This window comes from Geobacillus sp. CAMR5420 (assembly GCF_000691465.1).
GTDB lineage: Bacteria > Bacillota > Bacilli > Bacillales > Anoxybacillaceae > Geobacillus > Geobacillus thermoleovorans.
In genome coordinates this window covers 77,741-98,222 of sequence record NZ_JHUS01000052.1, presented here as the reverse complement: position 1 = coordinate 98,222, position 20,482 = coordinate 77,741, and the positions used below count along the sequence as shown (strand labels likewise).

Sequence of the window (20,482 nt, the reverse complement as noted above, 5' to 3'; positions counted from 1 at the left end):
GATGACAGCGCGAATGATCGATAAAGTTTGGACAGGCATTTTCTATGCGGTGGCTGCTGCAGTCATCGGGTTGCTCATGTTCTTTTTTGCCGTTGTGTTGTCGAAAGGAGCGGGGTTTTGGCAACCTGAGTTTCTGTTCGGACGGCCGAGCAATACGCAAGCGGGCGGCGGCATTGGTCCGCAGCTCATCAATTCATTTTATATGTTGGTTGTGACATTGCTTTTGTCGGTTCCGCTTTCGTTGGGAGCTGGAATTTATTTGGCCGAATACGCCAAACAAGGGCGGATCGTCGGGTTCATTCGCCTTTGCCTGGAAACGATGGCATCATTGCCGTCGATTGTCGTCGGGTTGTTTGGATTGTTGGCGTTTGTCACCTTGACGGGTTGGGGCTATACGCTGCTCGGCGGAGCGTTAGCCGTCACGATCATCAATTTGCCTGGATTGACGCGCATTTGCGAAACGGCGATTTTGGATGTTCCAGCCAACATTAAAGAGGGGAGTCTTGCCCTTGGAGCGACGCGCTGGCAGACGTTGGTCAAAGCGGTGCTTCCGGCCGCCATCCCGCAAATTGTCACCGGCGTCATTTTATCGGCTGGGCGCATTTTCGGCGAAGCGGCTGTTTTCATTTATACCGCTGGGCTGACGACTCCGATGCTTCGTTGGGATGCGGATTGGGGCAGCCAGGCCAACCCGCTGAACGTGTTCCGGCCGGCCGAAACGCTGACCGTGCATATTTGGAAATTGAATTCGGAAGGCATTGTCCCAGACGCAAAGCTGATCGCGGCCAAATCGGCGGCTGTGTTGATGGTGGCCGTTCTTTTATTCAATTTGGCTGCACGGCTCGCTTCTTCCTTGCTTGCGCGGCATTTCTCCGGGGGGCGGCGCGCGCGTCGAGGACGAGGAGAAAGAAGCAAAGCAGCGTAAGCACAAAAAAAGCTGTCCTGCATCGACAGGCAGCTTTTTTATATTTCCCGGTTGGCTGATGGCACTTCCTTGACTGCCAAAAAGAGAACGACAAGCGAAACGAACCAATGGATCAACGCGCCGTAGGGCACGACCGCTTGCACCGTTTCCATCACGGTGAAAAAGACGGTCGACAGCGTAATGGCGTAAGCCGACATCACCCATGTATGGCGGTAGCGCAGCGTTTTGTCGAGCACGCCGGCAAGAATCAGGCCGAAAAAGGCAAAGATGCACACGCTGATGAATTTCCCGGCGCAGGCGAGCACGTATAAAACGAACCCAAAAAGCGGGATGAGGACAGGGAGAAGCGACTGAAGACCGGCGATGAACGCGCGAACGTCTTCGTCGGTAATGGTCACATCCGGAAACGTGGCATAGCTGTAATGCTGCGCCTGATGGCCGGCGACGAGCACGGCTTCATGCTTCAAGAGCGCGATGGCGTTCGGAAACTGCTCGACGTTCTCACTCGTCACTTTGCCGGTGCTGTCAAAAATGATCGTAAATCCGCCTTGATCAATATGAATCGGCGTGGCCGCCTCCGAGTGAAGTTCGCCGTTTTCAATCGAAAACGGCGGCAACTCGTTATTCAATAAGGCGCTCGTTGTGCGGATGCCTTCAGTGAGCGACGAGGAGACATAGTAAAACGTCGGAAGAATGGACAGCAAAGTCAGCAAAAACAAATAACCGATCGTTTTCCCAATTCCCTGAAATCGAAAGCGGGCGATGTCTTTCGGAGAATATAAGCTTTTCCACAGCTGGACGAATACGTTCATCGCAGACACACCTTTCTTTATCTCCTTTTCCATTGTAGCCGGGAAAGAGGAAGAATTCAACTTGAGACAAAGAAAAAGCGGGCATCTTCCCGCTTTAGTCAGAAGGCAAATGAAAGGTTTCAAGCAAGGCGCGCCATTGCAACACCCGTTCATTTAGTGCATCGGCTTCGGAACGAATGGCAGCCATGGCATTGTGCTGGCCGTCGGTAAAATGCGAAATTTGCTCCATCGACGAAGCAATCTGTTGGGCGACGGTGGCAATCTCTGCGATATGTTCACGCATTTCGCTGATTTGCCGCTCGATGGCGGCGAATTGTTCTGAAATTTGCAGCGTATGTGCGGATGAATGCGACACCATTGTGGTGATTTCTTCAAAGGCTTGTTGGCTTTCCGTGAATGTTTTTTTCGTTTCATCGAGTTGTTTTGCGCTTTCTTTCATCGATTGAACCGCGGCCTCGATTTGGCTTTGCACATCTTGGCTCCTTGCAAATCACTTGAACTAGAAAATGCAGCCAGCCATTGGTCTGTATGCAAAACACCTTGCTTCTTTTTCAATATATCGCGCACGACCTGTTCGGGCAGCGTTTGATTGGGCGAGGATGGCCGTTTTGCCACCGCCTTTCCCGTTTTCGTTACAATCAATTGCACCGGATGAAGGTGTAAGGCGTGGAATTTCCGTTCATTTAGCGTCAATGAATAATTCAGTTTTTGAGAAAATGCTTCATTGGTCGTTGTCGCTTTTAAAATAGAAATTTTTTCAACCATCGTTTCGCTTGATAGCTGCAACTGTTGTTGGATCGACTGAATCGCTGAATGGCGCCCTTGAATATAGCCGATTGAGGTGATGACAAGGGCCGACAACGTCGTTGTGAGCACCATGGCCATCATGACAATTGTCTCAAGTCGAAAGGCGTTCCATAAAGAACGTGATCGCTTTGTTTCCATTTTCGCTGAGTTCCCCCTTAACTGGAAGCTACCTTATACTATAGCTTGTCATTATGAAGAAACGGTCAACGGTGTGTTGAAAATATGTAAACAAAAAGCGAGGACAAGCAAATCGATTGAAACATTGTGCCAACTTTGGTAAGCTAATCTCAAGCGAACGCTTTGGCGTTCGTGTACATAAATCAAAAAGGAGGAGATCGGTATGCCATTTGAATTGCCAGCATTGCCGTATCCGTATGATGCGCTTGAGCCGCACATCGACAAAGAAACGATGAACATTCACCACACGAAGCACCATAACACATACGTTACAAATTTGAATGCGGCGCTTGAAGGGCATCCGGATTTGCAAAACAAATCGCTCGAAGAATTGCTCAGCAATTTGGAAGCCCTTCCGGAAAGCATTCGCACGGCGGTGCGCAACAACGGCGGCGGTCATGCAAACCACTCGCTTTTCTGGACGATTTTGTCGCCAAATGGCGGCGGTGAGCCGACGGGTGAGCTGGCTGAGGCGATCAACAAAAAATTCGGCAGCTTCACCGCGTTTAAAGACGAGTTTTCGAAAGCAGCGGCCGGCCGTTTCGGTTCTGGCTGGGCATGGCTTGTCGTGAACAACGGCGAGCTGGAAATTACGAGCACGCCGAACCAAGACTCGCCGATCATGGAAGGCAAAACGCCGATTCTCGGCTTGGACGTTTGGGAGCATGCGTACTACTTGAAATACCAAAACCGCCGTCCGGAATACATTGCCGCATTCTGGAACATTGTCAACTGGGACGAAGTGGCGAAACGGTACAGCGAAGCGAAAGCGAAGTAATCAACAAAGCGGGGCGAAACAAAACGCCCCGCTTTTTTTAGCGACGGAGGGTGTAGGCAAAGGAAGCGGTTTTCTTCGCGCCGGGTGCATAGCCATAGCGGAAATGGCCACACTACCGGATAGATGAAAAGGGGAGTTTGCAATGGCATTTTTCCAAAAACTAACCGGCCAAGAACAAGTGAACCGTGACCTGTTGCTTTTGCTTTGCATCGGCGGGTTTTACACGCTCGGTGTTTCCCTCTCAAACACGTTTGTCAACATTTATTTATGGAAACAGACCGGCGATTTCCGCGACTTGGCGCTATACAATTTGGCGGTCGTCACGATGCAGCCGCTGACGTTTATTTTCGCCGGACGGCTGGCGAAACAAATTGACCGCATCCTCGTTTTGCGGCTTGGCGTGTCGTGTTTAGCCGTTTTTTTTGTCACCGTTTTATTGGTCGGCTCTCGCGCTCATCAATATTTGCTTTTTCTCGGCGCGCTGCTCGGCGTCGGCTATGGTTTTTATTGGCTGGCATTTAACGTGTTGACATTTGAAATTACCGAACCGGAGACGCGCGACTTTTTTAACGGTTTTTTCGGGGTGTTGACCTCATCAGCCGGCATGATCGGGCCGATTGCCGCCGGTTATATCATCTCATCGCTTCATGGAGCGAAAGGGTATACGTTCGTTTTCTCGCTGTCGCTCGGCTTGTTTCTTGTCGCTGTGCTGCTCAGCTTTTTCTTGAAGCGCCGCGCGGCCGCGGGGAAATATTTGTTCGTCCGCATTTTAAAGGAGCGGAATGAAAACCGGAACTGGCGGCTCATTACGAATGCCCACTTTTTTCAAGGATTGCGCGAAGGCACGTTTGTGTTTATCATTTCCGTGCTTGTGTATGTCACTTCTGGAAGTGAATGGGCGCTCGGCAAATTCGGGCTTGTCAACTCGTTTACATCGTTTGTCGCCTATTATGCCGTCTCCCGGCTGATCAAGCATGAATATCGGATGAAAGCGATTTTGCTGGGAGGAGCGTTGCTATACGGAGCGATTTTTTTGATCGTCTTCCATCCAACCTATCCGCGCCTCATTCTTTATGCCATCACGATCGCCATTGCGTATCCATTGCTGCTTGTTCCGTATTCCTCCTTGACGTTTGACGTCATCGGAAAGAGCTGGAAATCGGCCGAGGCGCGCGTCGAATACATTGTTGTCCGGGAATTGTTTTTAAACGCCGGACGGGTGGCATCGATTTTAGCCTTTTTGACGGCTATGGCGCTCTTTGGTGAAGAGGCTGGCATTCGGGTGCTTATGTTTGTGTGCGGGGCCGGGCATTTGGTGATTTATTGGTTTGTCCGCCGCATTCGCTTCACCGATGGCCGTCCGGAGCGCGATCAGCGCGAGAGGCTTTTGCTTCGGCCGAAGCTGGCCGGCGAACGAGGCCGTTCGCCGGTGTGAGGGGCCAAGTTTTTCCCTAGCCATGACCGACTTTTTCTTTTACAATAGGGGGAGGAGAAGGAGGACCGGGGGATGAAACGGAAAAAGCGAGCACAAGTGCCGATTCGGTTAAACATTTTGTTTTTCTTTGTTTTTTTGTTGTTTTCAGCACTGATTTTACGCCTTGGCGTCGTACAAATCGTCTACGGTGAAGATTATCGGCGCGAAGTGGAGCGAACGCAGGATGAAATCGTCAGCACGCCGGTGCCGCGCGGCAAAATTTACGATCGATTCGGCCGCGTGATCGTCGACAACACACCGCAAAAGGCGATTACGTACACGCGCTCCAAAACGACACAGCCGGAAGAAATATTGGACATAGCAAGGAAACTTGCCCAATACATCGACATTCCCGATGCTGAGAAAAAAGTAACTGAGCGCGATATGAAAGATTATTGGATTTTAACGCATCCGAAAGAAGCGAAACGGAAGGTGAGCGAACAAGAACGGAAAAAGCTCGCTGATCAAGGATTGACGCAAAAAGAGATCGACAAAAAAGTGTACGAGTGGACGCTCGATCGCATCACCAAGCAAGATTTGGCGCAAATTTCGAAAGCAGAGCTTGAAGTGATCGCCATTAAACATGAGATGGAGAGCGGCTACGCCTTGACGCCACAGACGGTCAAAAGCAAAGGAGTGACCGACCGCGAATATGCGGTCGTCAGCGAGCATTTGAGCAAGCTGCCCGGCGTCAATACGACGGTGGATTGGGACCGGAAATACGTGTATGACAATACATTCCGCTCTGTGCTCGGCAGTGTGACGGAAGAAGACGAAGGCGTCCCGCGCGAACGGCTCGATTACTTTTTAGCCCGCGACTACAGCCGCAATGACCGCGTCGGCAAAAGCTATTTGGAGATGCAGTATGAAGAAGTGCTGCACGGCAAAAAGGCAAAAGTGAAAAACGTTGTTGACAAATCGGGCAATGTCATCTCGGTTGAGCAAGTGTATCCAGGCGAGCGCGGCAAAGACCTCGTGTTAACCATTGATGCCGAGCTCCAGCAAAAGGTTGAGCAAATCATTCAACAAGAGATTCTGGCGACGAAGCGCAAAGGCCGATCGCCGCTCTTGGACCGGGCGTTTGTCGTCATGATGAACCCGAAGACGGGCGAAGTGTTGGCGATGGCCGGCAAGCTTCTTCAAGACGGCAAATTTGTCGACTTTGCCATCGGCAACATCACGTCCGCCTATGCGATGGGATCGGCGGTGAAAGGGGCGACTGTCCTTACTGGTTTTCAAACGGGAGTGCTCCATCCGAATACGTATATCAAGGACGAGCCGCTGTATATTAAAAAGACTCCGGTGAAAAAATCGTGGAAAACGATGGGGACGATCAACGAGCTGACGGCGCTCAAGCAGTCATCGAACGTCTATATGTTCAAAACAGCGATCGCCATCGGGGGCGGTGTGTATCGTCCGCACGCGCCGCTTCGCATCAATCCAGAGGCATTTACGACGATTCGCCACTATTTCAGCCAATTTGGCTTGGGCGTCAAAACAGGCATTGACTTGCCGAATGAACTCGGCGGCTTCCAAGGACAAAGTACAATTCCTGGTCTTTTGCTTGACTTGGCGATCGGCCAGTACGACATGTATACGCCGATGCAGCTGGCGCAATACGTCTCGACGATCGCCAACGGCGGCTATCGGATGAAGCCGCAGCTTGTCAAAGAAATTCGTGAGCCGTCGGCTGACGGAAAAAAACTTGGCCGGATCATGAAACGGTTCGAACCGGTTGTGCTAAACCGGATTGATATGAAGACGGAATACATCAAGCGGGTGCAAGAAGGATTCCGCCGTGTGATGCAAGAGCCGGGCGGAACGGCGTATTCGTACTTTGCGAGTGCTTCGTACAAGCCGGCCGGCAAAACGGGGACGGCAGAGGCGTTTTACGATGGACCGATCCAAAGCCGACGGAATGATCCAACGTACAACTTGACGCTTGTTGGCTATGCGCCGTACAACGATCCAGAAGTGTCGTTCGCCGTTGTCGTCCCGTGGGCGACGCAAGGGGAGAGCGACGGGATTAATGACCGGATCGGCCGCCGCATTTTGGACGCCTATTTTGAATTGAAAGCGAAGCGGGCGGCCGGAGGCGGGAGCAGCTTCGATGCGCAAGGCGGCGCGGAGGCCGCCGATGCGCGCTGACATGAAAGGCGCCTAGCCAGGCGCCTCTTTTTTTGCGCTTGCAAAAAAATGGCTCTTCACTAAAAGTTGTACTTGATTTTTTCTGAACATACCCTATTTACGCTTGTGAGGGAAAATCAGCACTTTTTGCATATCTTTGTGCAGGAAACCGTATTGCTTGTCAAGTACATGTTGTGGTGAAGAGCCAAAAAATGATGTTCGTTTACAAAAACTTTACATACCGTCCACACAGCGTTAACGATCGTTTTGTATGCTCATGATAGGAAAAACTCGATCTTCCGCTGCCAGTGAGGGCGGAAGGAAATGAAAGGAGTCACGCCGATGAGTACGATGGCGGTGGTGGAGCGCCGAAAAGAGGACATTCCTTCGGCCCAGTTGGTGAAAAAAGAGGTTGTTTACGAAACGAATGGACTGAACGTATGGTATGGCGAGCATCATGCGTTAAAACATATTCACCTGTCTTTTTATGAACGCGAGATTACAGCGATTATCGGCCCGTCAGGATGCGGCAAGTCAACCTATATCAAAACGCTCAATCGAATGATCGAGCTCATTCCAAACGTCCGGCTCGAAGGGGAGATTTTGTATCGCGGCCGCCGCATTTTTGACACGTCATACCCTGTTGAACAGCTGCGGACGCAAGTGGGCATGGTATTTCAAAAGCCCAACCCGTTTCCAAAGTCGATTTATGACAACGTCGCCTATGGGCCGCGCATTCATGGGATCCGCGACCGGCGGCGGCTCGATGAGATCGTCGAAAAAAGCTTGCGCCAAGCGGCGCTCTGGGAGGAAGTCAAAGATCGGCTTCATGAAAATGCCCTCGGTTTATCGGGCGGCCAACAGCAGCGGCTGTGCATCGCCCGCTGTTTGGCCGTCGAGCCGGATGTCATTTTAATGGATGAACCGACATCAGCGCTCGATCCCATTTCGACAGCGAAGGTCGAGGAGTTGATGGGCGAGCTGAAAACAAAATACAGCATCATCATTGTCACGCATAATATGCAGCAGGCGGCTCGCATTTCCGATCGGACAGCGTTTTTCTTAAACGGAGAAGTGATTGAGTACGGAGAGACAAAAACGTTGTTTTCTCGTCCAGCTGATCAGCGGACGGCGGATTATATCGCCGGGCGGTTCGGATGATAAAAGCGGCCGGAGGGCGTCAGGCATGACGGACAAAAAGTTCGTTTCAAAAAAGATGTGTTTCTTTCAAAAAACGCTGTTTGATGCGCAGACACAGCCTTAAGAAAAGGTGTCCCGGTCCTTTGGGAGGGACACCTTCTTTCGTTATGGTTCGGCAATCAAACGGCCGATGGCTGCGTAGTCCATATCGCTCCGCACGTTGTAGACGCCGGGGCGGATGGAGCGCGTCAGCCCATGTTGTTCCAAGTAGTCGTTGAAGGCGCGGGCGCTTTGAACGATGCCAGCCTCTTCAAGTTCGCGGGCAAATGTCTCTGGCGTATCTCCTTTTTGAATAACGAGTCGATAGACGTAAACGGTTTGCCCTGATGGTTCGGACATCTGCTTGGACGCCGCTTTCGGAGCGGCGTTCGGCTGAGCGCTGCGGAGCCTGTCGTATTCCTCTTTCGCCACGGCGACAAGCCCATGCTGTTTGAGGAACGTCTTGATTTCCGCTTCCGTCGGTGCAGCCGGGGGTGAAGCGTAATACGAGGCGCCGATCAGTGCTGTCGATGCAAGCAGCCCGAGGGCAAACGAACGCATGGATCGCTTGTTCATCGGCGCAACCTCCTTACCGCCCGCTCGACTTCCGCAACGGTCAGCCCCGTCTCACGGGCGATGTCTTCGAGCGGGAATCCTTGTTTATGCAAAAACAAGATGCGCCGATCGGCCGGCGACAATGATCCGCCAAGCCGCGGCGAAGCGGACCGTTGCCGCTCCGGAATGAGGAGCTCCTCCTCGATGACTTGCAGCCGCTTTTTGATCTGGTACGTTTCTTGCGCCAGGGAAACGGTCAAATGATCGATTTGTTCTTCGAGCGGTTTCAGTTCATCTTTCGCAAAAAAGGAAAGAACAAGGAGAATAATGGCTAGAGCTGCCAAAGCGATGATTGCGTATTCCACCACATGCATCCCTCCCCTTTTCACTATACCATACCATTCTCTGCTTGTGGCGCTCTTATTGAACAAAGATGAAATTTAGAGGTGGAAATCGCCGAAGAAAAATGGTATCATAGAAAGGTCTGATTATATATAAAGTATAAAGCTCGTTTGGAGGGAAAAAAGATGCGCGTGAACATTACATTGGCATGCACAGAATGCGGCGAACGCAACTATATTACATCGAAAAATAAACGCAACAACCCAGAGCGTTTGGAATTGAAAAAATATTGCCCGCGCGATCGCAAAGTCACGTTGCACCGCGAAACGAAGTAAGCAGTGGGAAGATGATTCCTGCTGCTTTTTATCTTTATGGGAGGAAGGGGAAGATGATGGACGGCAAACAGGAATGGCGCCAGCGCATGTTGAATCAGCTTCGGCAGCTTAAAGCGGCAGAAAAAGAGATGTACGATCGGCAAATCGCCGCTCATTTATATCGGTGGCCATTATGGCAAACGGCGCGGACGATCGCCATGACGGTGTCGAGAGAGACGGAAGTCAACACCTTGCCGATCATTGAACAGGCGTGGCGGGAAGGAAAAACGATCGGCGTCCCGAAATGCGATCCAAGGGCGAAAACGATGTCCTTTCGGCGGCTTGAGTCGTTTGCCCAGCTCGAAAAAGCGTACGCCGGATTGTTTGAGCCGATTGAAAAACAAACAACGCCGATCGACCGCGATGAGTTTGATCTCATCATTGTCCCGGGGGTCTGTTTTGCCAAAACCGGCTACCGGATCGGCTATGGCGGCGGGTATTACGACCGATATTTGCCGGGAGCTTCGGCGGTGACGGCAGCGCTGGCTTACTCCTTTCAAGTGATGGACGACATTCCGGCCGAGGAGCATGATGTGCCGGTGAAATTCATTATTACTGATCAAGGAGTTCTTCACTGTGAGCGATGAATGGTGGTATATCGCGGTCTCTGCCCTCGCCGCCGGCGGCGGGTGGTTGTTGCGCTTGTTGTCCATATCAGGAGCGGCGGCAACCGTTGTCATCGGCGCAGCGGTTGGATGCGGCTTTTCATGGGGCGGAATATGGGTGTTAGGCTGCTTTTTTGTCAGCTCCAGCTTCTTTAGCCACATCGGAAGGCAACGCAAGGCAAAACTGTCTGAAAAATTGGCGAAAGGCGGGCGGCGCGATGCCATCCAAGTGCTGGCCAATGGCGGGGTGCCGGCCGTGTTGGCGCTATTGGCCGTTGTCCGTCCCGACCCGATTTGGGATGATCTGTTTGTTGTCGCCGTCGCTGCAGCGAACGCTGATACGTGGGCATCTGAAATCGGTTCTTTAAGCCCGTGGCCGCCTCGGGTTTGGCCGAGCTTTCGGCCGGTGGAAGCCGGCACCTCAGGAGCTGTGACGCTCCTTGGCACGGCTGCTTCGTTTGCCGGCGCACTGTTTATTGCGGCTGTTGGCGTGTTTTTTCTCGACGTCCGACCCGTTTTTACTCTTGCCTTTTTCGGTTGGCTCGGCAGCTGGTTCGATACGTGGCTTGGCGCGGCTTGGCAAGCGGCTTACCGCTGTCCGGCATGCGGGGCGACGACTGAGCGGAAATGGCATTGCGGGCAGGCGACCATTCATATGAAAGGCTGGCGGTGGCTTGACAATGATGCGGTGAACGTTCTTTCGGTCATCTTTGCGGTGCTGGCCGCCTTCGTGCTGGCGCGTTAGACGCGCCCCGCTTCATATTTGGAGAGAAAAAGGGAAAAAGAATAACGAGCATGTCATATGATGAAGGAGGAACAACGATGAATAAATGGTCGTACCCGCTGCTTGTCGTTGCCGCTGGATGTCTTGCTTACCGCTATCGCTACCGAATGGCCGCCTTCGCATTGCGCGTTCCGTCGTTGCGAAAGCAACTTGTCCGATTTGCGCTCCACATTCCTCCTGTGCGCAACGCTCTTGTTTCGCAAATGTTGCGTCCATGATGCAATAGCGGTGAATCATTTTTGAAGAAGTCGGTTATGAAAAAACCGGCCGCCGCGGCCGGCGCCCGCCGGCCCATTCGCTCCGGTTTGCCGGACGGTCGATGAGTTGGCTTTGTTGCTGTTTGTCGGACTTGGCCTCGCCAGGGAAAGGGAGAGGAGAACGTGATGGGAACGATGGATGTACTGTTTTGGCAGCTTGTTCAGCGTTTGTCTCGCGGCGGCTACCGCATCGTACGGATGTCTGAGCAGGCCGATGAAGTATGGCTGGAATCAAACCATTGGCGTCGCCCAACACTCATCCGCCTCGTGCGCGCTGATTTTGATTGGAGCCGATCGTTGCGCCTTGATATGGAATATACATGGCAATTCGTTCAGCAAATGAGGGGATGGAATTTCAGCAAAGCGGGCCGGGTCATCAATGTTTATGTGATGGTGTATCCGCCGGTTGACGATTGGGAATTTCTTGTCGCCGAGCCGTTGCCGCTCTCTGGAGTGTCCGATGGCGTGCTTCATACGCTCCTCCTTCACAGCGGCAATATGGGGGACGTGCTGCCGCGGCTTGCGGAGATGACGGGTGTTGCGCTCCGTTTTGAGCCGCCTGTGGAAACGTCCGATCCGTTTGCTGCCGCCGAGCGCTTAAAGCGCGAGGTGGTCCGCGAATGGCGGCGCCGCCGTGAGGAGGAACGGCGCATTTTTGAGTATGGCAAGCCGATGTTCACCCGGCTGTTCATCGTCGTGCAGGTTGCGATGTTTTTGGTTCTCGAATGGAGCGGCGGGAGCACGAATCCGGATGTGTTGATCCACTACGGCGCCAAATTCAATCCGCTCATTGAGGCGGGAGAATGGTGGCGGCTGTTGACGCCAATGTTTTTGCATATTGGTTTTTTGCATCTGCTGACCAACACGCTCGCCTTGTATTATTTAGGGATCACGGTTGAGCGGCTGTACGGCTCGCTTCGCTTTTTGTTCATTTACGTAACGGCTGGATTTTTCGGAGCGCTGGCGAGTTTTTTGTTTACACCATCATTATCGGCCGGGGCGTCGGGAGCCATTTTCGGGCTGTTCGGGGCTCTTCTTTACTTCGGCACTGTCTACCGGCATTTATTTTTTCGAACGATGGGGATGAACGTCATCAGTTTAATCATCGTCAACCTGTTGTTTGGCCTGCTTGTTCCCGGCATCGACAACGCCGGCCATATCGGCGGACTGGTTGGCGGTTTTTTGGCGGCTGGCGTCGTTCATTTGCCAAAACACACCGCTTTAGGGCGGCAGGCGGGAGCGTTGGCGGTGGCGGCGTTGCTTGTCGCCGCTGGCTTATGGATCGGATTTCGGTAAACGCCCCCACTTCGCTTTGTTTGAAGTGGGAGGCCTCTTTTCGAAATGTGTTAAAGAAGTTGCACGAGCATCACTTTTTCCCCGGTTTTCGCTTCAATGAGAACGAAGAGCCTACTGTAATCTTTGCGAATGAGAATGAGCGGCATCGTGCTGCCGATTGGCGAGAGGATGGATCCATCCTCTTTTTTTATGCCAAGGATGTACGACTTGTACAATCCTTCCCAAAGACGGCCGATGACGGTTTGCGTTTTTGCCGTTGACAACCCCGGCAACGGTTGTTCCGTGTAGGCGACGAGCTCCGGCAAATAAAGGGCGTAATAATCTTTCTTTGACAAAGAAAAGTGGGTGAGCAGCTCGTCCGCTTTATGACGAAGAAATTCATTCGTGGCTTTGTTCAAGACGCGCTGCCATTCGCGCTCGTCATCTGTTCTTGGCCGCCGGAACGATGCGCGCGGATGGTACGGTGAGTCAATGACGTACAAATAGCTGCTTGACATCGTTTGGCTGCTTGTGATGTTCTCTCCTGTATGCAGCTCGCCGTGATGGAACGAGACGGCTTGAAAAAAGCGGCTGTCCCGCATCCGGACCTTCTTTTCCATGTCGATGGCATCCGTGTTCGTTTTCCATTTCGACAGCACATCGGCCAAGCGGCCATCGGCAAACAACAACGAGACGTCCTGACGCAAATAGGCGCGGCGGTTTAAAATGGAGGCGGCTGACCAGCGGAGCGCGTAGCGTCCGGGTTCATTGCCGCCCTCAAGCGCAAGCGATGTTTTCGCTTCGATGAACGCCGCTTCGCGATCAAGCAGGAAAAACTTGATCGTTTCAGCGGTCTGATCGTGCTCCCACAGCGAGGCGAGCGCGGCGGCAAGGAAAAAAGCAAGCGCCATGAAGGGGATCATCCATCGTTTCATGACATCCTCCCGGATTGGACAAGGTTTTCACCAATATATGCATTGCAAGGAACATTTATGTATGAATTTCCTCATGCTTGTCTATGATGGGGAGTATACAGTGCAAACGATGCAGGGGGATGACGATGGAGAAACAGATGCCCAAACGCCTGGCGTCCCGTCGCCTTCATGACAATGCATCCTATTTAGCCGAACGGCTTGGAGTCGGGAAGAGCTTCGATGTCATTCGCCTTGACGTCGAATATGGCGGCCGGGCGATGGCGTTGTTTATGATTGACGGATTTGTCAAAGACGATATTTTGCATTATTTGATGAGATATTTGTCCCGGCTTGAGGAACACGAACTGGACGTTCACCCGCTTGAGAAGCTCCTGAAAAAATATCTTCCGTACGTCGAGATCGGACAGACAGACGACTTGGAAGAAGCGGTCGCGATGGTGCTTGCTGGGCCGACGGCATTAGTCGTTGACGGCGTTGAGCGGATCATTTTGATTGACGCCCGCACGTATCCGGTGCGCGGGCCGCAAGAGCCGGATACGGAACGGGTCGTACGCGGGGCGCGCGACGGTTTTGTCGAGACGATCGTCTTTAACACCGCGCTCATCCGCCGCCGCGTCCGCGACCCTTCCTTGCGCATGGAGTACGTGCAGGTGGCGCGGCGCTCGAAGACCGATATTTGCATTTGCTATATCGAGGAAATAGCCGACCCAGAACTCGTTCGCCGCGTTCGGGAATCGATTACCGCCATTGACACAGACGGGCTGGTTATGGCTGAGAAAACGGTGGAAGAGTTTATTTCCGGACGGCATTGGAATCCGTACCCGGTTGTCCGCTATACGGAACGCCCTGATACGGCAGCGGCCCATTTGTATGAAGGCCATGTGCTTGTGATCGTCGATGGATCGCCAAGTGTCATTATTACCCCGGCAACGTTTTGGCATCATTTGCAGCACGCTGAAGAGTACCGGAATAAGCCGATCGTCGGGGCGTATTTGCGGCTCGTCCGCTTTCTGGCCGTTTGGGCGTCGGTGTTTTTGCTGCCGCTTTGGTATTTGCTCATGATCGAGCCGGAACTGCTGCCGGATCCACTCCAGTTTTTGGGAAAGGCCAAATTGGGAGACATTCCGCTGTTTGCACAAATTTTGATGATTGAAATCGGGATGGATATGCTGCGAATGGCCGCCATTCATACACCGTCTTCGCTGGCGACCGCGCTCGGCCTCGTCGCCGCGCTTATGATCGGCGGCATCGCGGTGGAAGTTGGACTCTTTTCCAATGAAGTGATTTTGTATTTTTCCGTTACGGCCATCGGTACGTTTGCGACGCCCAGCTATGAAATGAGTTTGGCGAACCGGCTCGTCCGCATTGCCTTGCTCATTTTGTCGGGCCTGTTCGGCCTGTACGGTTATGTCATCGGCATCACCGTTTGGATTCTTGCCTTGGCGCGGATGACGTCATTTGGCGTTCCGTACTTATGGCCGTTCATCCCGTTCTCCTACCGAGCGATGCGCGACGTGCTCATCCGGTCGCCGATGCCGCTCAAAAACCGGCGACCGGCGATTCTTCACCCGCGCGACCCTGACCGCTGACGCAGGTGCTGATTTTTAGCGCCTGCGTTTTTTGTCTTGACGGCCGCGGCCGTTTGCCGCTACATTAAAAGAGGAAAAAAGGAGCATGAATGATGATGAAGACGGTATACGATGTTCAGCAGCTGTTGAAACGGTTTGGCACGATCATTTACGTGGGCGACCGGCTCGCTGATCTGGAGCTGATGGAAGAGGAAGTGAAAGAGCTGTACCAGTCCCAGCTGATCGATGCGAAACAGCTGCAAGCCGCTTTGTTTATTTTGCGGCAGGAAGCGCAAATGGAGCGGGAAAAACGGATGAAAAAAGGATGAGGATGCAATGGAACCATGGTTGGTAGGCATTGACCTCGGGGGCACGACAATCAAAATGGCGTTTGTCACCACCGAGGGTGACATCGTGCACAAATGGGAAATTCCGACGAACACCGCCAATCGCGGTGAGCATATCGTCGCTGACATTGCCCGATCGCTTGAAAAGACGCTCGCCCAGCTCGGCGGAGCGAAAGAGAGGCTGCTTGCCGCCGGCATCGGCGCCCCCGGACCGGTCGAAGAGGAAACCGGCATGTTGTATGAGACGGTCAATATAGGGTGGACGAATTATCCATTGAAGCAACGGCTGGAAGAGGCGACGGGGCTGCCCGTTTCGGTCGATAATGACGCCAATCTCGCCGCGCTTGGCGAAATGTGGAAAGGAGCAGGGGGAGGAGCGCGCCATTTGTTGTTTGTGACGCTTGGCACCGGCGTTGGCGGCGGTGTGATTGCCAACGGAGCCATTGTGCGCGGCATAAACGGCGCCGGCGGAGAGATCGGACATATGACGATGATCCCTGATGGCGGCGCCCGTTGCAACTGCGGCAAAACCGGATGTTTGGAAACGATTGCGTCCGCCACCGGCATCGTGCGGATCGCCAAGGAGAAATTGACCGCAGATGAGCGTCCGAGTGAGCTTCGCAACGGGGATGTGACGGCCAAAGCGGTGTTTGACGCCGCCAAAGCGGGCGATGCGCTGGCATTGGAAGTGGTCGATGAAGCAACGTACTATCTTGGTTGGGCGTTGGCGAATGCCGCCAATGTGACGAACCCGGAGAAAATCGTGATCGGCGGCGGCGTGTCCAAGGCGGGTGACATGCTTGTCGAGCGCGTGGCCGCCCATTTCCGCCGCTTCGCGTTCCCGCGCGTCGCCGCTGGGGCGAAGCTTGTTTTAGCGACGCTTGGCAACGATGCCGGCGTCATCGGCGCCGCCTGGCTGGCGAAAGAGCTTGTCGGCGCGTAAACAACGGAAGGTGTCCCAAAAAGGTTGGGGCGCCTTTTCTTATTGTTGGATGATATGAGATTGGAACGAACTTTAAAGAAGGAGATGTTTGCGAACATTCGTGCACTGCCGCCTGCCAGGCGCTCATTTTTTGCCGTCTGCCGACATATGTTAAGGTAAAGAAATGGGAAGGGGAGACGGCGCATGCACCTTCAAGCATGGCCCGGCGATACGTTTGAAACATATGGACGATGGTTTTCGGTGCCGACTGAACTGATCATCGATTCGAATCCGCATGTGGAAGAGGGATTGCGCCCTGGGCAGACCGTTGCCATCCCGGGATACGCGCCGATCGATACGTGGGAAGCGCTCGCTGACCGCCTATCGCTGCCGACGGAGGTGCTGCGGCGGCTGCCGGGGGCGATGGCGGTCATCAACGGAACAGCGCCGCTGCCGAAGCGGATTTCGTCCCCGGTCGTCCGCAGCGTCCGTCCGTACGATTTTGCCGCTTTGATGGAGGATATCACCGCCCTCGTCTGTCGCTATCCGTTTGTGCGCCAGCGGACGATCGGCCATAGCGTTCTCGGCTTGCCGCTCGTTGAACTGCAAATCGGCCGCGGGCCGGTGCGCGTGCATATGAACGGATCATTCCACGCGAATGAGTGGATCACGACGGCCGTAATCATGGCGCTCATCGACGAGTACGCGAGGGCGTTGGTTAACGATGACGAGCTTGCTGGCCATCGGGTGCTTGATTATTACCGTAAAGTGACTCTTTCCGTTGTGCCGATGGTCAATCCCGACGGCGTCAACCTTGTGCTGAACGGCCCGCCGGAAGAAGAGCCGCATCGGAGCGAAGTCGTCTGCATCAACGGTGGATCGCTCGACTTTTCGCAATGGAAAGCGAACATCCGCGGCGTTGATTTAAACAATCAATTCCCAGCTAACTGGGAAATAGAACAGGCCCGCAAACCGCCGAAAGCGCCGGCACCGCGTGATTTTCCAGGATTCGCCCCACTTACGGAGCCGGAGGCGAAAGCGATGGCGGAGCTCGCCGAGTCGGGCGATTTTGCGATGGTCGTCGCGTTTCATACACAAGGCAAGGAAATTTATTGGGGATATGAAGGGTTCGAGCCGCCGGAGGCGAAGGCAACGGTTCAGGCGATGGCTGAAGCAAGCGGCTACCAGGCTGTTCGCTACATTGACAGCCATGCCGGCTACCGCGATTGGTTCATTCAAACGTGGAGACGGCGCGGTTACACGGTGGAGCTCGGCGAGGGTGTCAATCCATTGCCGCTCTCGCAGTTTGCGCGAATATACCGCGACAGCCTCGGCCTGTTTTTAGCAGCGCTCAAAATGGCATAAAAAAACGCAAGAGGCATGATTCGCCTCTTGCGTTTTCAGTGCGTGCCGGTTGGAATGCCATGATGTAAAATGGTCATGATGGTAAACCAGCCGAATACGGCGGTAGTGGCAAGTCCAAACAAAAATCCGAGCACGTTTTTCTCGCGCAATGTACGGAGCATTCCATAAAGGGCAAGCAACGTCACAAGTGCAAAAATAATGACCGTACCCATCGTTTTACCCCCTCATGAAACAGTATGTACAAACGTGTCCATTCTTTTTCATTGTAATCTTTTTTCCTCCATTTGTCGAGGTCCCTTTCTCTTTTCTCTTCCATCGCTTGAAAAAAAGCAGTAAAATAAAGTTAAATATTGGACATGTCAAGGAAAGGAGGAGATGGCCATGGAATGGACGCGCATCCCTGTCGGCCCGATTCAGGCCAACGCTTACTTGTTGTCGTCTGCAGATCGACAATGCCTGATCGTTGACCCCGGCGCGGAAGGCGCGGCGCTCGTCCGCCGGATCGAGGAAAAAGGGCTGACCCCGTTGGCGATTTTGCTGACGCATGCGCATTTTGACCATATTGGCGGCATCCCGGACGTGCTTGCCCGCTGGGACATTCCAGTGTATGTGCACGAAAAGGAAAAACAATGGCTGCAAGATCCGGCATTGAATGGCTCGCTTTATTTCGGCGGTCCGGTCGCTGTCCGCTGCGAACCGACATGCCTGAAAGGGCCGACGATGATGAACATTGGTCCGTTTGCGTTGGATGTCCGCGAAACGCCGGGTCATTCCCCGGGCAGCGTCTCGTATTATTGCAAACAAGCCAATATTGTGTTTTCCGGCGATGCGCTGTTTGCCGGCAGCATCGGACGCACGGATTTGCCAGGCGGCAACCATCAGCAGCTGTTGAAAAGCATTCATGACGAACTGCTTACGCTGCCGGAGGAAACGATCGTTCTTTCAGGCCATGGGCCAGAGACGACGATCGCCGCGGAGATGGATACAAATCCGTTTTTGCATGGGTTTTCGTAAGAAAAAAAGCCGTCTACGTCGGCTTCACACAAGCAATTCCCTCGGGCAAACGCAGGCGGCTCCTTTGGGCAAGGAAAAGCGCAACGGAAGGCCTCCTGGCGCCGGAACACACAAAAAAACCCTTCTTAGCCGCGCCAAGAAGGGTTTTTGGGGGATGTTCTATCCACAATAATGGGAGGGGATATAGTTAAGCTGCTACTATAACAATATATGATTATTTTCACTATGTCAACAGTAAAAAAGTGAACGACTCCCACTTCACTTTGCTTGAGGCGGGAGCTTCTTTCGGAATGATGATGAAGACGGGGTAGAGAAATGGTGATGGGTCGATTGTATGAACAGATTGCCGCAGCGCCGGGTGGGCGGGTGTCGTACGCCGATTACATGCAGATGGTTCTTTACGACGAACGATTCGGCTACTATATGCGAGAGCGGGCGAAAATCGGCAAGGAAGGCGATTTTTTTACGAACAGCTCATTCGCGCCGGTGTTTGGCAAAGCGCTTGCTTCGCTTTGGGTTCGGATGGTGGAACAGAGCGGCCTGCCGCCCGCTGTTTGCGAGTGGGGGGGCGGAGACGGAAGATTGGCGCTTTCGGTATTGGAAGAATGGAAGAAAAAAAGTCCACATACATACGACCGCTTGTCGTATACGATCATCGACCAAAGCCCGTTCCACCGCCGGCGCCAGCGCGAAACGCTTCAACCCGCAGCCGAGAAGGTGGAGCAATATGACGATGTCTCTCGCTGGCTGGCCGAGCGTGGGCCGTTTTCCGGCATTGTGTTTAGCAACGAATTTTTTGATGCGTTTCCCGTTCACGTCATTGTAAAGGAAGGCGGCGTTTTGCACGAATGTTTTGTCGCCGCCCGCGATGGCCGGCTCGTTGAAGAAAAGGCGCCGCTTTGCCGTCCCGCTATTGTCCGCTATTTACATGAGCGCGGATTGGATCTTGCTGAAGGGCAAAGGCTTGAGGTGCCTCTCGCGATGAAGGCGTTTTGGCTCGAGGTTGGGCCGCTGTTTCATCAGGCGGTGATGGTGACGGTCGACTATGGCTATACGGACGAACAGTTGCGCGCCCCGGCACGGCGGCATGGAAGCTTGCGCGGATATTTCCGCCATCAGCTTGTTGCCGACCCGCTTCGCCATCCGGGGGAGATGGACTTGACGAGCCATGTACAATGGGATGCGCTTCGCTTGTACGCCCGTCAGGCTGGGTGGGAGGAAGTGGCGTTCGTTCGCCAAGATCGGTTTTTGCTCGCGGCCGGCCTTTTGCATGAATGGAACGTTTCAGAAGGCGGCGATTTCTTTTCGCCGGCAAGCCGCCAAAATCGAATGATCCGCGCGCTGATCGCCGACGATGGCGTCAGCCGCTTTTTTGACGTGCTTATTTTGCAGAAAGGAATGAGTCTCCCCGCGCGAGACTTTTGGCCAGCGCCCGAGTTTTTGCCGGCCGATTAACGGCTTCCTTCGCCTATCTGCAATGGAGAAAAGGGGTTCCGGTCAAAGCGGCAAAAAAACAGGCAGGAGGTTCTGCCTGTTTTTTATTCACCCATGCCGGGCACCATCATAAAAGTCGTCCAATACGTAAATGCCGCGAAGAAAATCGTCAAATATGCCCCGAAAATGTAAATGTACATTCTCTCGGTCAGCTTTAAAAAGCCGAGGAACAGGAAAAATACGGTTTGGCCAAAGAAGATGAGCGACGTCGTATGCATATGGCCAAGGTAAAACATGACAGCAAAAATGCCGGTCCAAAAGGCGAGCACGCGGAACATGCGGTCCATTATGTATCCCTCCTTTGTTTGTGCAAACCATTGGTCCTTACTTATTATAATGTACAATGATTGGGAATGTAAATAACGC

General features: G+C 53.2%; 24 protein-coding genes. 16 read left to right on the top strand and 8 right to left on the bottom strand.

The annotated features are described in order from the left end of the window. Position 1 precedes the first annotated feature (1 nt). Positions 2-925, top strand: coding sequence for a phosphate ABC transporter permease PstA (gene pstA, locus DI44_RS04765; protein WP_011231941.1), 924 nt, complete (start codon positions 2-4; stop codon positions 923-925). 38 nt (positions 926-963) lie between these two features. Here pstA and DI44_RS04770 read toward each other — a convergent pair whose 3' ends face one another. From DI44_RS04770 to DI44_RS19495, 3 genes are all read right to left on the bottom strand, one after another. Next, the gene (locus DI44_RS04770; RefSeq protein WP_021322335.1) at positions 964-1,737 is read right to left on the bottom strand and encodes a DUF1189 domain-containing protein; all 774 of its coding nucleotides are present in this window, start codon (positions 1,735-1,737) and stop codon (positions 964-966) included. 94 nt (positions 1,738-1,831) lie between these two features. Further along, positions 1,832-2,209 carry a methyl-accepting chemotaxis protein gene (locus DI44_RS19500; protein ID WP_033025841.1) on the bottom strand — a complete coding sequence of 126 codons (378 nt, stop codon included), beginning with the start codon at positions 2,207-2,209 and terminating at the stop codon, positions 1,832-1,834. After that, on the bottom strand, positions 2,173-2,682 hold the full coding sequence (locus DI44_RS19495; RefSeq protein ID WP_011231938.1) for a hypothetical protein: 510 nt from the start codon (positions 2,680-2,682) through the stop codon (positions 2,173-2,175). Before DI44_RS19495 ends, DI44_RS19500 begins: the two co-directional genes overlap by 37 nt. A 202-nt stretch (positions 2,683-2,884) precedes the next feature. On the opposite strand from DI44_RS19495, the gene sodA reads away from it, so the two are divergent. The 4 genes from sodA to pstB all read left to right on the top strand — a co-directional run bounded on the left by sodA (position 2,885) and on the right by pstB (position 8,261). Beyond that, positions 2,885-3,499 (top strand): superoxide dismutase SodA, encoded by a 615-nt coding sequence (sodA, locus tag DI44_RS04785; RefSeq protein ID WP_011231937.1) that lies wholly within the window; start codon positions 2,885-2,887, stop codon positions 3,497-3,499. Between the two features lie 142 nt (positions 3,500-3,641). Next, on the top strand, positions 3,642-4,934 hold the full coding sequence (locus DI44_RS04790) for an MFS transporter (protein ID WP_011231936.1): 1,293 nt from the start codon (positions 3,642-3,644) through the stop codon (positions 4,932-4,934). A 72-nt stretch (positions 4,935-5,006) separates the two neighbouring features. Then, entirely contained in the window at positions 5,007-7,121 is a 2,115-nt protein-coding gene (locus DI44_RS04795; protein WP_021322337.1) for a penicillin-binding protein 2, read from the top strand. A gap of 321 nt (positions 7,122-7,442) precedes the next feature. Beyond that, a complete protein-coding gene (pstB, locus tag DI44_RS04800; RefSeq protein ID WP_011231934.1) occupies positions 7,443-8,261 on the top strand; it encodes a phosphate ABC transporter ATP-binding protein PstB in 819 nt (272 codons plus the stop codon). 144 nt (positions 8,262-8,405) lie between these two features. On the opposite strand, the gene DI44_RS04805 is transcribed toward pstB, so the two are convergent. After that, positions 8,406-8,855, bottom strand: coding sequence for an endolytic transglycosylase MltG (locus tag DI44_RS04805; protein ID WP_015375407.1), 450 nt, complete (start codon positions 8,853-8,855; stop codon positions 8,406-8,408). Continuing rightward, on the bottom strand, positions 8,852-9,202 hold the full coding sequence (locus tag DI44_RS04810) for a sigma factor-like helix-turn-helix DNA-binding protein (protein ID WP_012820534.1): 351 nt from the start codon (positions 9,200-9,202) through the stop codon (positions 8,852-8,854). Before DI44_RS04810 ends, DI44_RS04805 begins: the two co-directional genes overlap by 4 nt. A 159-nt stretch (positions 9,203-9,361) precedes the next feature. Between DI44_RS04810 and rpmG the strand changes: the two genes are divergently transcribed. The 5 genes from rpmG to DI44_RS04835 all read left to right on the top strand — a co-directional run bounded on the left by rpmG (position 9,362) and on the right by DI44_RS04835 (position 12,492). Then, a complete protein-coding gene (rpmG, locus tag DI44_RS04815) occupies positions 9,362-9,511 on the top strand; it encodes a 50S ribosomal protein L33 (RefSeq protein WP_011231931.1) in 150 nt (49 codons plus the stop codon). A 53-nt stretch (positions 9,512-9,564) separates the two neighbouring features. Next, positions 9,565-10,137, top strand: a complete 573-nt coding sequence (locus tag DI44_RS04820; RefSeq protein ID WP_033007314.1) for a 5-formyltetrahydrofolate cyclo-ligase — start codon at positions 9,565-9,567, stop codon at positions 10,135-10,137. Further along, positions 10,127-10,900 carry a DUF92 domain-containing protein gene (locus tag DI44_RS04825; RefSeq protein WP_033025839.1) on the top strand — a complete coding sequence of 258 codons (774 nt, stop codon included), beginning with the start codon at positions 10,127-10,129 and terminating at the stop codon, positions 10,898-10,900. The genes DI44_RS04820 and DI44_RS04825 overlap by 11 nt, the downstream gene beginning before the upstream one ends. A gap of 77 nt (positions 10,901-10,977) precedes the next feature. After that, positions 10,978-11,157: a hypothetical protein gene (locus DI44_RS04830; protein WP_011231928.1), complete on the top strand. Its 180-nt coding sequence runs from the start codon at positions 10,978-10,980 to the stop codon at positions 11,155-11,157. Positions 11,158-11,322: 165 nt separating this feature from the next. Continuing rightward, entirely contained in the window at positions 11,323-12,492 is a 1,170-nt protein-coding gene (locus DI44_RS04835; RefSeq protein WP_014196348.1) for a rhomboid family intramembrane serine protease, read from the top strand. Positions 12,493-12,542: 50 nt separating this feature from the next. Here DI44_RS04835 and DI44_RS04840 read toward each other — a convergent pair whose 3' ends face one another. Continuing rightward, entirely contained in the window at positions 12,543-13,406 is an 864-nt protein-coding gene (locus DI44_RS04840) for a hypothetical protein (protein WP_031206529.1), read from the bottom strand. A gap of 125 nt (positions 13,407-13,531) precedes the next feature. Between DI44_RS04840 and DI44_RS04845 the strand changes: the two genes are divergently transcribed. The 4 genes from DI44_RS04845 (at position 13,532) to DI44_RS04860 (ending at position 17,608) form a co-directional block, all read left to right on the top strand. Further along, entirely contained in the window at positions 13,532-14,995 is a 1,464-nt protein-coding gene (locus DI44_RS04845; RefSeq protein ID WP_021322345.1) for a spore germination protein, read from the top strand. A 95-nt stretch (positions 14,996-15,090) separates the two neighbouring features. After that, positions 15,091-15,303: a YqgQ family protein gene (locus DI44_RS04850; protein ID WP_011231924.1), complete on the top strand. Its 213-nt coding sequence runs from the start codon at positions 15,091-15,093 to the stop codon at positions 15,301-15,303. Positions 15,304-15,310: 7 nt separating this feature from the next. Then, the gene (locus tag DI44_RS04855) at positions 15,311-16,264 is read left to right on the top strand and encodes an ROK family glucokinase (RefSeq protein WP_011231923.1); all 954 of its coding nucleotides are present in this window, start codon (positions 15,311-15,313) and stop codon (positions 16,262-16,264) included. 183 nt (positions 16,265-16,447) lie between these two features. After that, entirely contained in the window at positions 16,448-17,608 is a 1,161-nt protein-coding gene (locus DI44_RS04860; RefSeq protein ID WP_011231922.1) for a M14 family metallocarboxypeptidase, read from the top strand. 35 nt (positions 17,609-17,643) lie between these two features. Here the strand turns inward: DI44_RS04860 and DI44_RS18215 are convergent, their stop codons facing one another. After that, positions 17,644-17,820 (bottom strand): DUF2759 domain-containing protein, encoded by a 177-nt coding sequence (locus DI44_RS18215; RefSeq protein WP_011231921.1) that lies wholly within the window; start codon positions 17,818-17,820, stop codon positions 17,644-17,646. 169 nt (positions 17,821-17,989) lie between these two features. Between DI44_RS18215 and DI44_RS04870 the strand changes: the two genes are divergently transcribed. Together DI44_RS04870 and DI44_RS04875 are read left to right on the top strand one after the other, a co-directional pair. After that, positions 17,990-18,622 carry an MBL fold metallo-hydrolase gene (locus tag DI44_RS04870; RefSeq protein WP_021322347.1) on the top strand — a complete coding sequence of 211 codons (633 nt, stop codon included), beginning with the start codon at positions 17,990-17,992 and terminating at the stop codon, positions 18,620-18,622. A gap of 321 nt (positions 18,623-18,943) precedes the next feature. Then, positions 18,944-20,077: an SAM-dependent methyltransferase gene (locus tag DI44_RS04875; protein ID WP_020278526.1), complete on the top strand. Its 1,134-nt coding sequence runs from the start codon at positions 18,944-18,946 to the stop codon at positions 20,075-20,077. Between the two features lie 83 nt (positions 20,078-20,160). Here DI44_RS04875 and DI44_RS04880 read toward each other — a convergent pair whose 3' ends face one another. Then, the gene (locus DI44_RS04880; RefSeq protein WP_008879854.1) at positions 20,161-20,403 is read right to left on the bottom strand and encodes a DUF2626 family protein; all 243 of its coding nucleotides are present in this window, start codon (positions 20,401-20,403) and stop codon (positions 20,161-20,163) included. Positions 20,404-20,482: the final 79 nt, after the last annotated feature.

Coding starts and splice junctions, on each gene's coding strand:
- DI44_RS04840 (WP_031206529.1), bottom strand. CDS start 13,406: ATGAAACGATGGATGATCCCCTTCATGGCGCTTGCTTTTTTCCTTGCC.
- DI44_RS19495 (WP_011231938.1), bottom strand. CDS start 2,682: ATGGAAACAAAGCGATCACGTTCTTTATGGAACGCCTTTCGACTTGAG.
- DI44_RS18215 (WP_011231921.1), bottom strand. CDS start 17,820: ATGGGTACGGTCATTATTTTTGCACTTGTGACGTTGCTTGCCCTTTAT.
- DI44_RS04850 (WP_011231924.1), top strand. CDS start 15,091: ATGAAGACGGTATACGATGTTCAGCAGCTGTTGAAACGGTTTGGCACG.
- DI44_RS04855 (WP_011231923.1), top strand. CDS start 15,311: ATGGAACCATGGTTGGTAGGCATTGACCTCGGGGGCACGACAATCAAA.
- rpmG (WP_011231931.1), top strand. CDS start 9,362: ATGCGCGTGAACATTACATTGGCATGCACAGAATGCGGCGAACGCAAC.
- pstA (WP_011231941.1), top strand. CDS start 2: ATGACAGCGCGAATGATCGATAAAGTTTGGACAGGCATTTTCTATGCG.
- DI44_RS04805 (WP_015375407.1), bottom strand. CDS start 8,855: ATGAACAAGCGATCCATGCGTTCGTTTGCCCTCGGGCTGCTTGCATCG.
- DI44_RS04820 (WP_033007314.1), top strand. CDS start 9,565: ATGATGGACGGCAAACAGGAATGGCGCCAGCGCATGTTGAATCAGCTT.
- DI44_RS04880 (WP_008879854.1), bottom strand. CDS start 20,403: ATGGACCGCATGTTCCGCGTGCTCGCCTTTTGGACCGGCATTTTTGCT.
- DI44_RS04835 (WP_014196348.1), top strand. CDS start 11,323: ATGGGAACGATGGATGTACTGTTTTGGCAGCTTGTTCAGCGTTTGTCT.
- DI44_RS04845 (WP_021322345.1), top strand. CDS start 13,532: ATGGAGAAACAGATGCCCAAACGCCTGGCGTCCCGTCGCCTTCATGAC.
- DI44_RS04870 (WP_021322347.1), top strand. CDS start 17,990: ATGGAATGGACGCGCATCCCTGTCGGCCCGATTCAGGCCAACGCTTAC.
- pstB (WP_011231934.1), top strand. CDS start 7,443: ATGAGTACGATGGCGGTGGTGGAGCGCCGAAAAGAGGACATTCCTTCG.
- sodA (WP_011231937.1), top strand. CDS start 2,885: ATGCCATTTGAATTGCCAGCATTGCCGTATCCGTATGATGCGCTTGAG.
- DI44_RS04875 (WP_020278526.1), top strand. CDS start 18,944: ATGGGTCGATTGTATGAACAGATTGCCGCAGCGCCGGGTGGGCGGGTG.
- DI44_RS04860 (WP_011231922.1), top strand. CDS start 16,448: ATGCACCTTCAAGCATGGCCCGGCGATACGTTTGAAACATATGGACGA.
- DI44_RS04790 (WP_011231936.1), top strand. CDS start 3,642: ATGGCATTTTTCCAAAAACTAACCGGCCAAGAACAAGTGAACCGTGAC.
- DI44_RS04795 (WP_021322337.1), top strand. CDS start 5,007: ATGAAACGGAAAAAGCGAGCACAAGTGCCGATTCGGTTAAACATTTTG.
- DI44_RS04830 (WP_011231928.1), top strand. CDS start 10,978: ATGAATAAATGGTCGTACCCGCTGCTTGTCGTTGCCGCTGGATGTCTT.
- DI44_RS04770 (WP_021322335.1), bottom strand. CDS start 1,737: ATGAACGTATTCGTCCAGCTGTGGAAAAGCTTATATTCTCCGAAAGAC.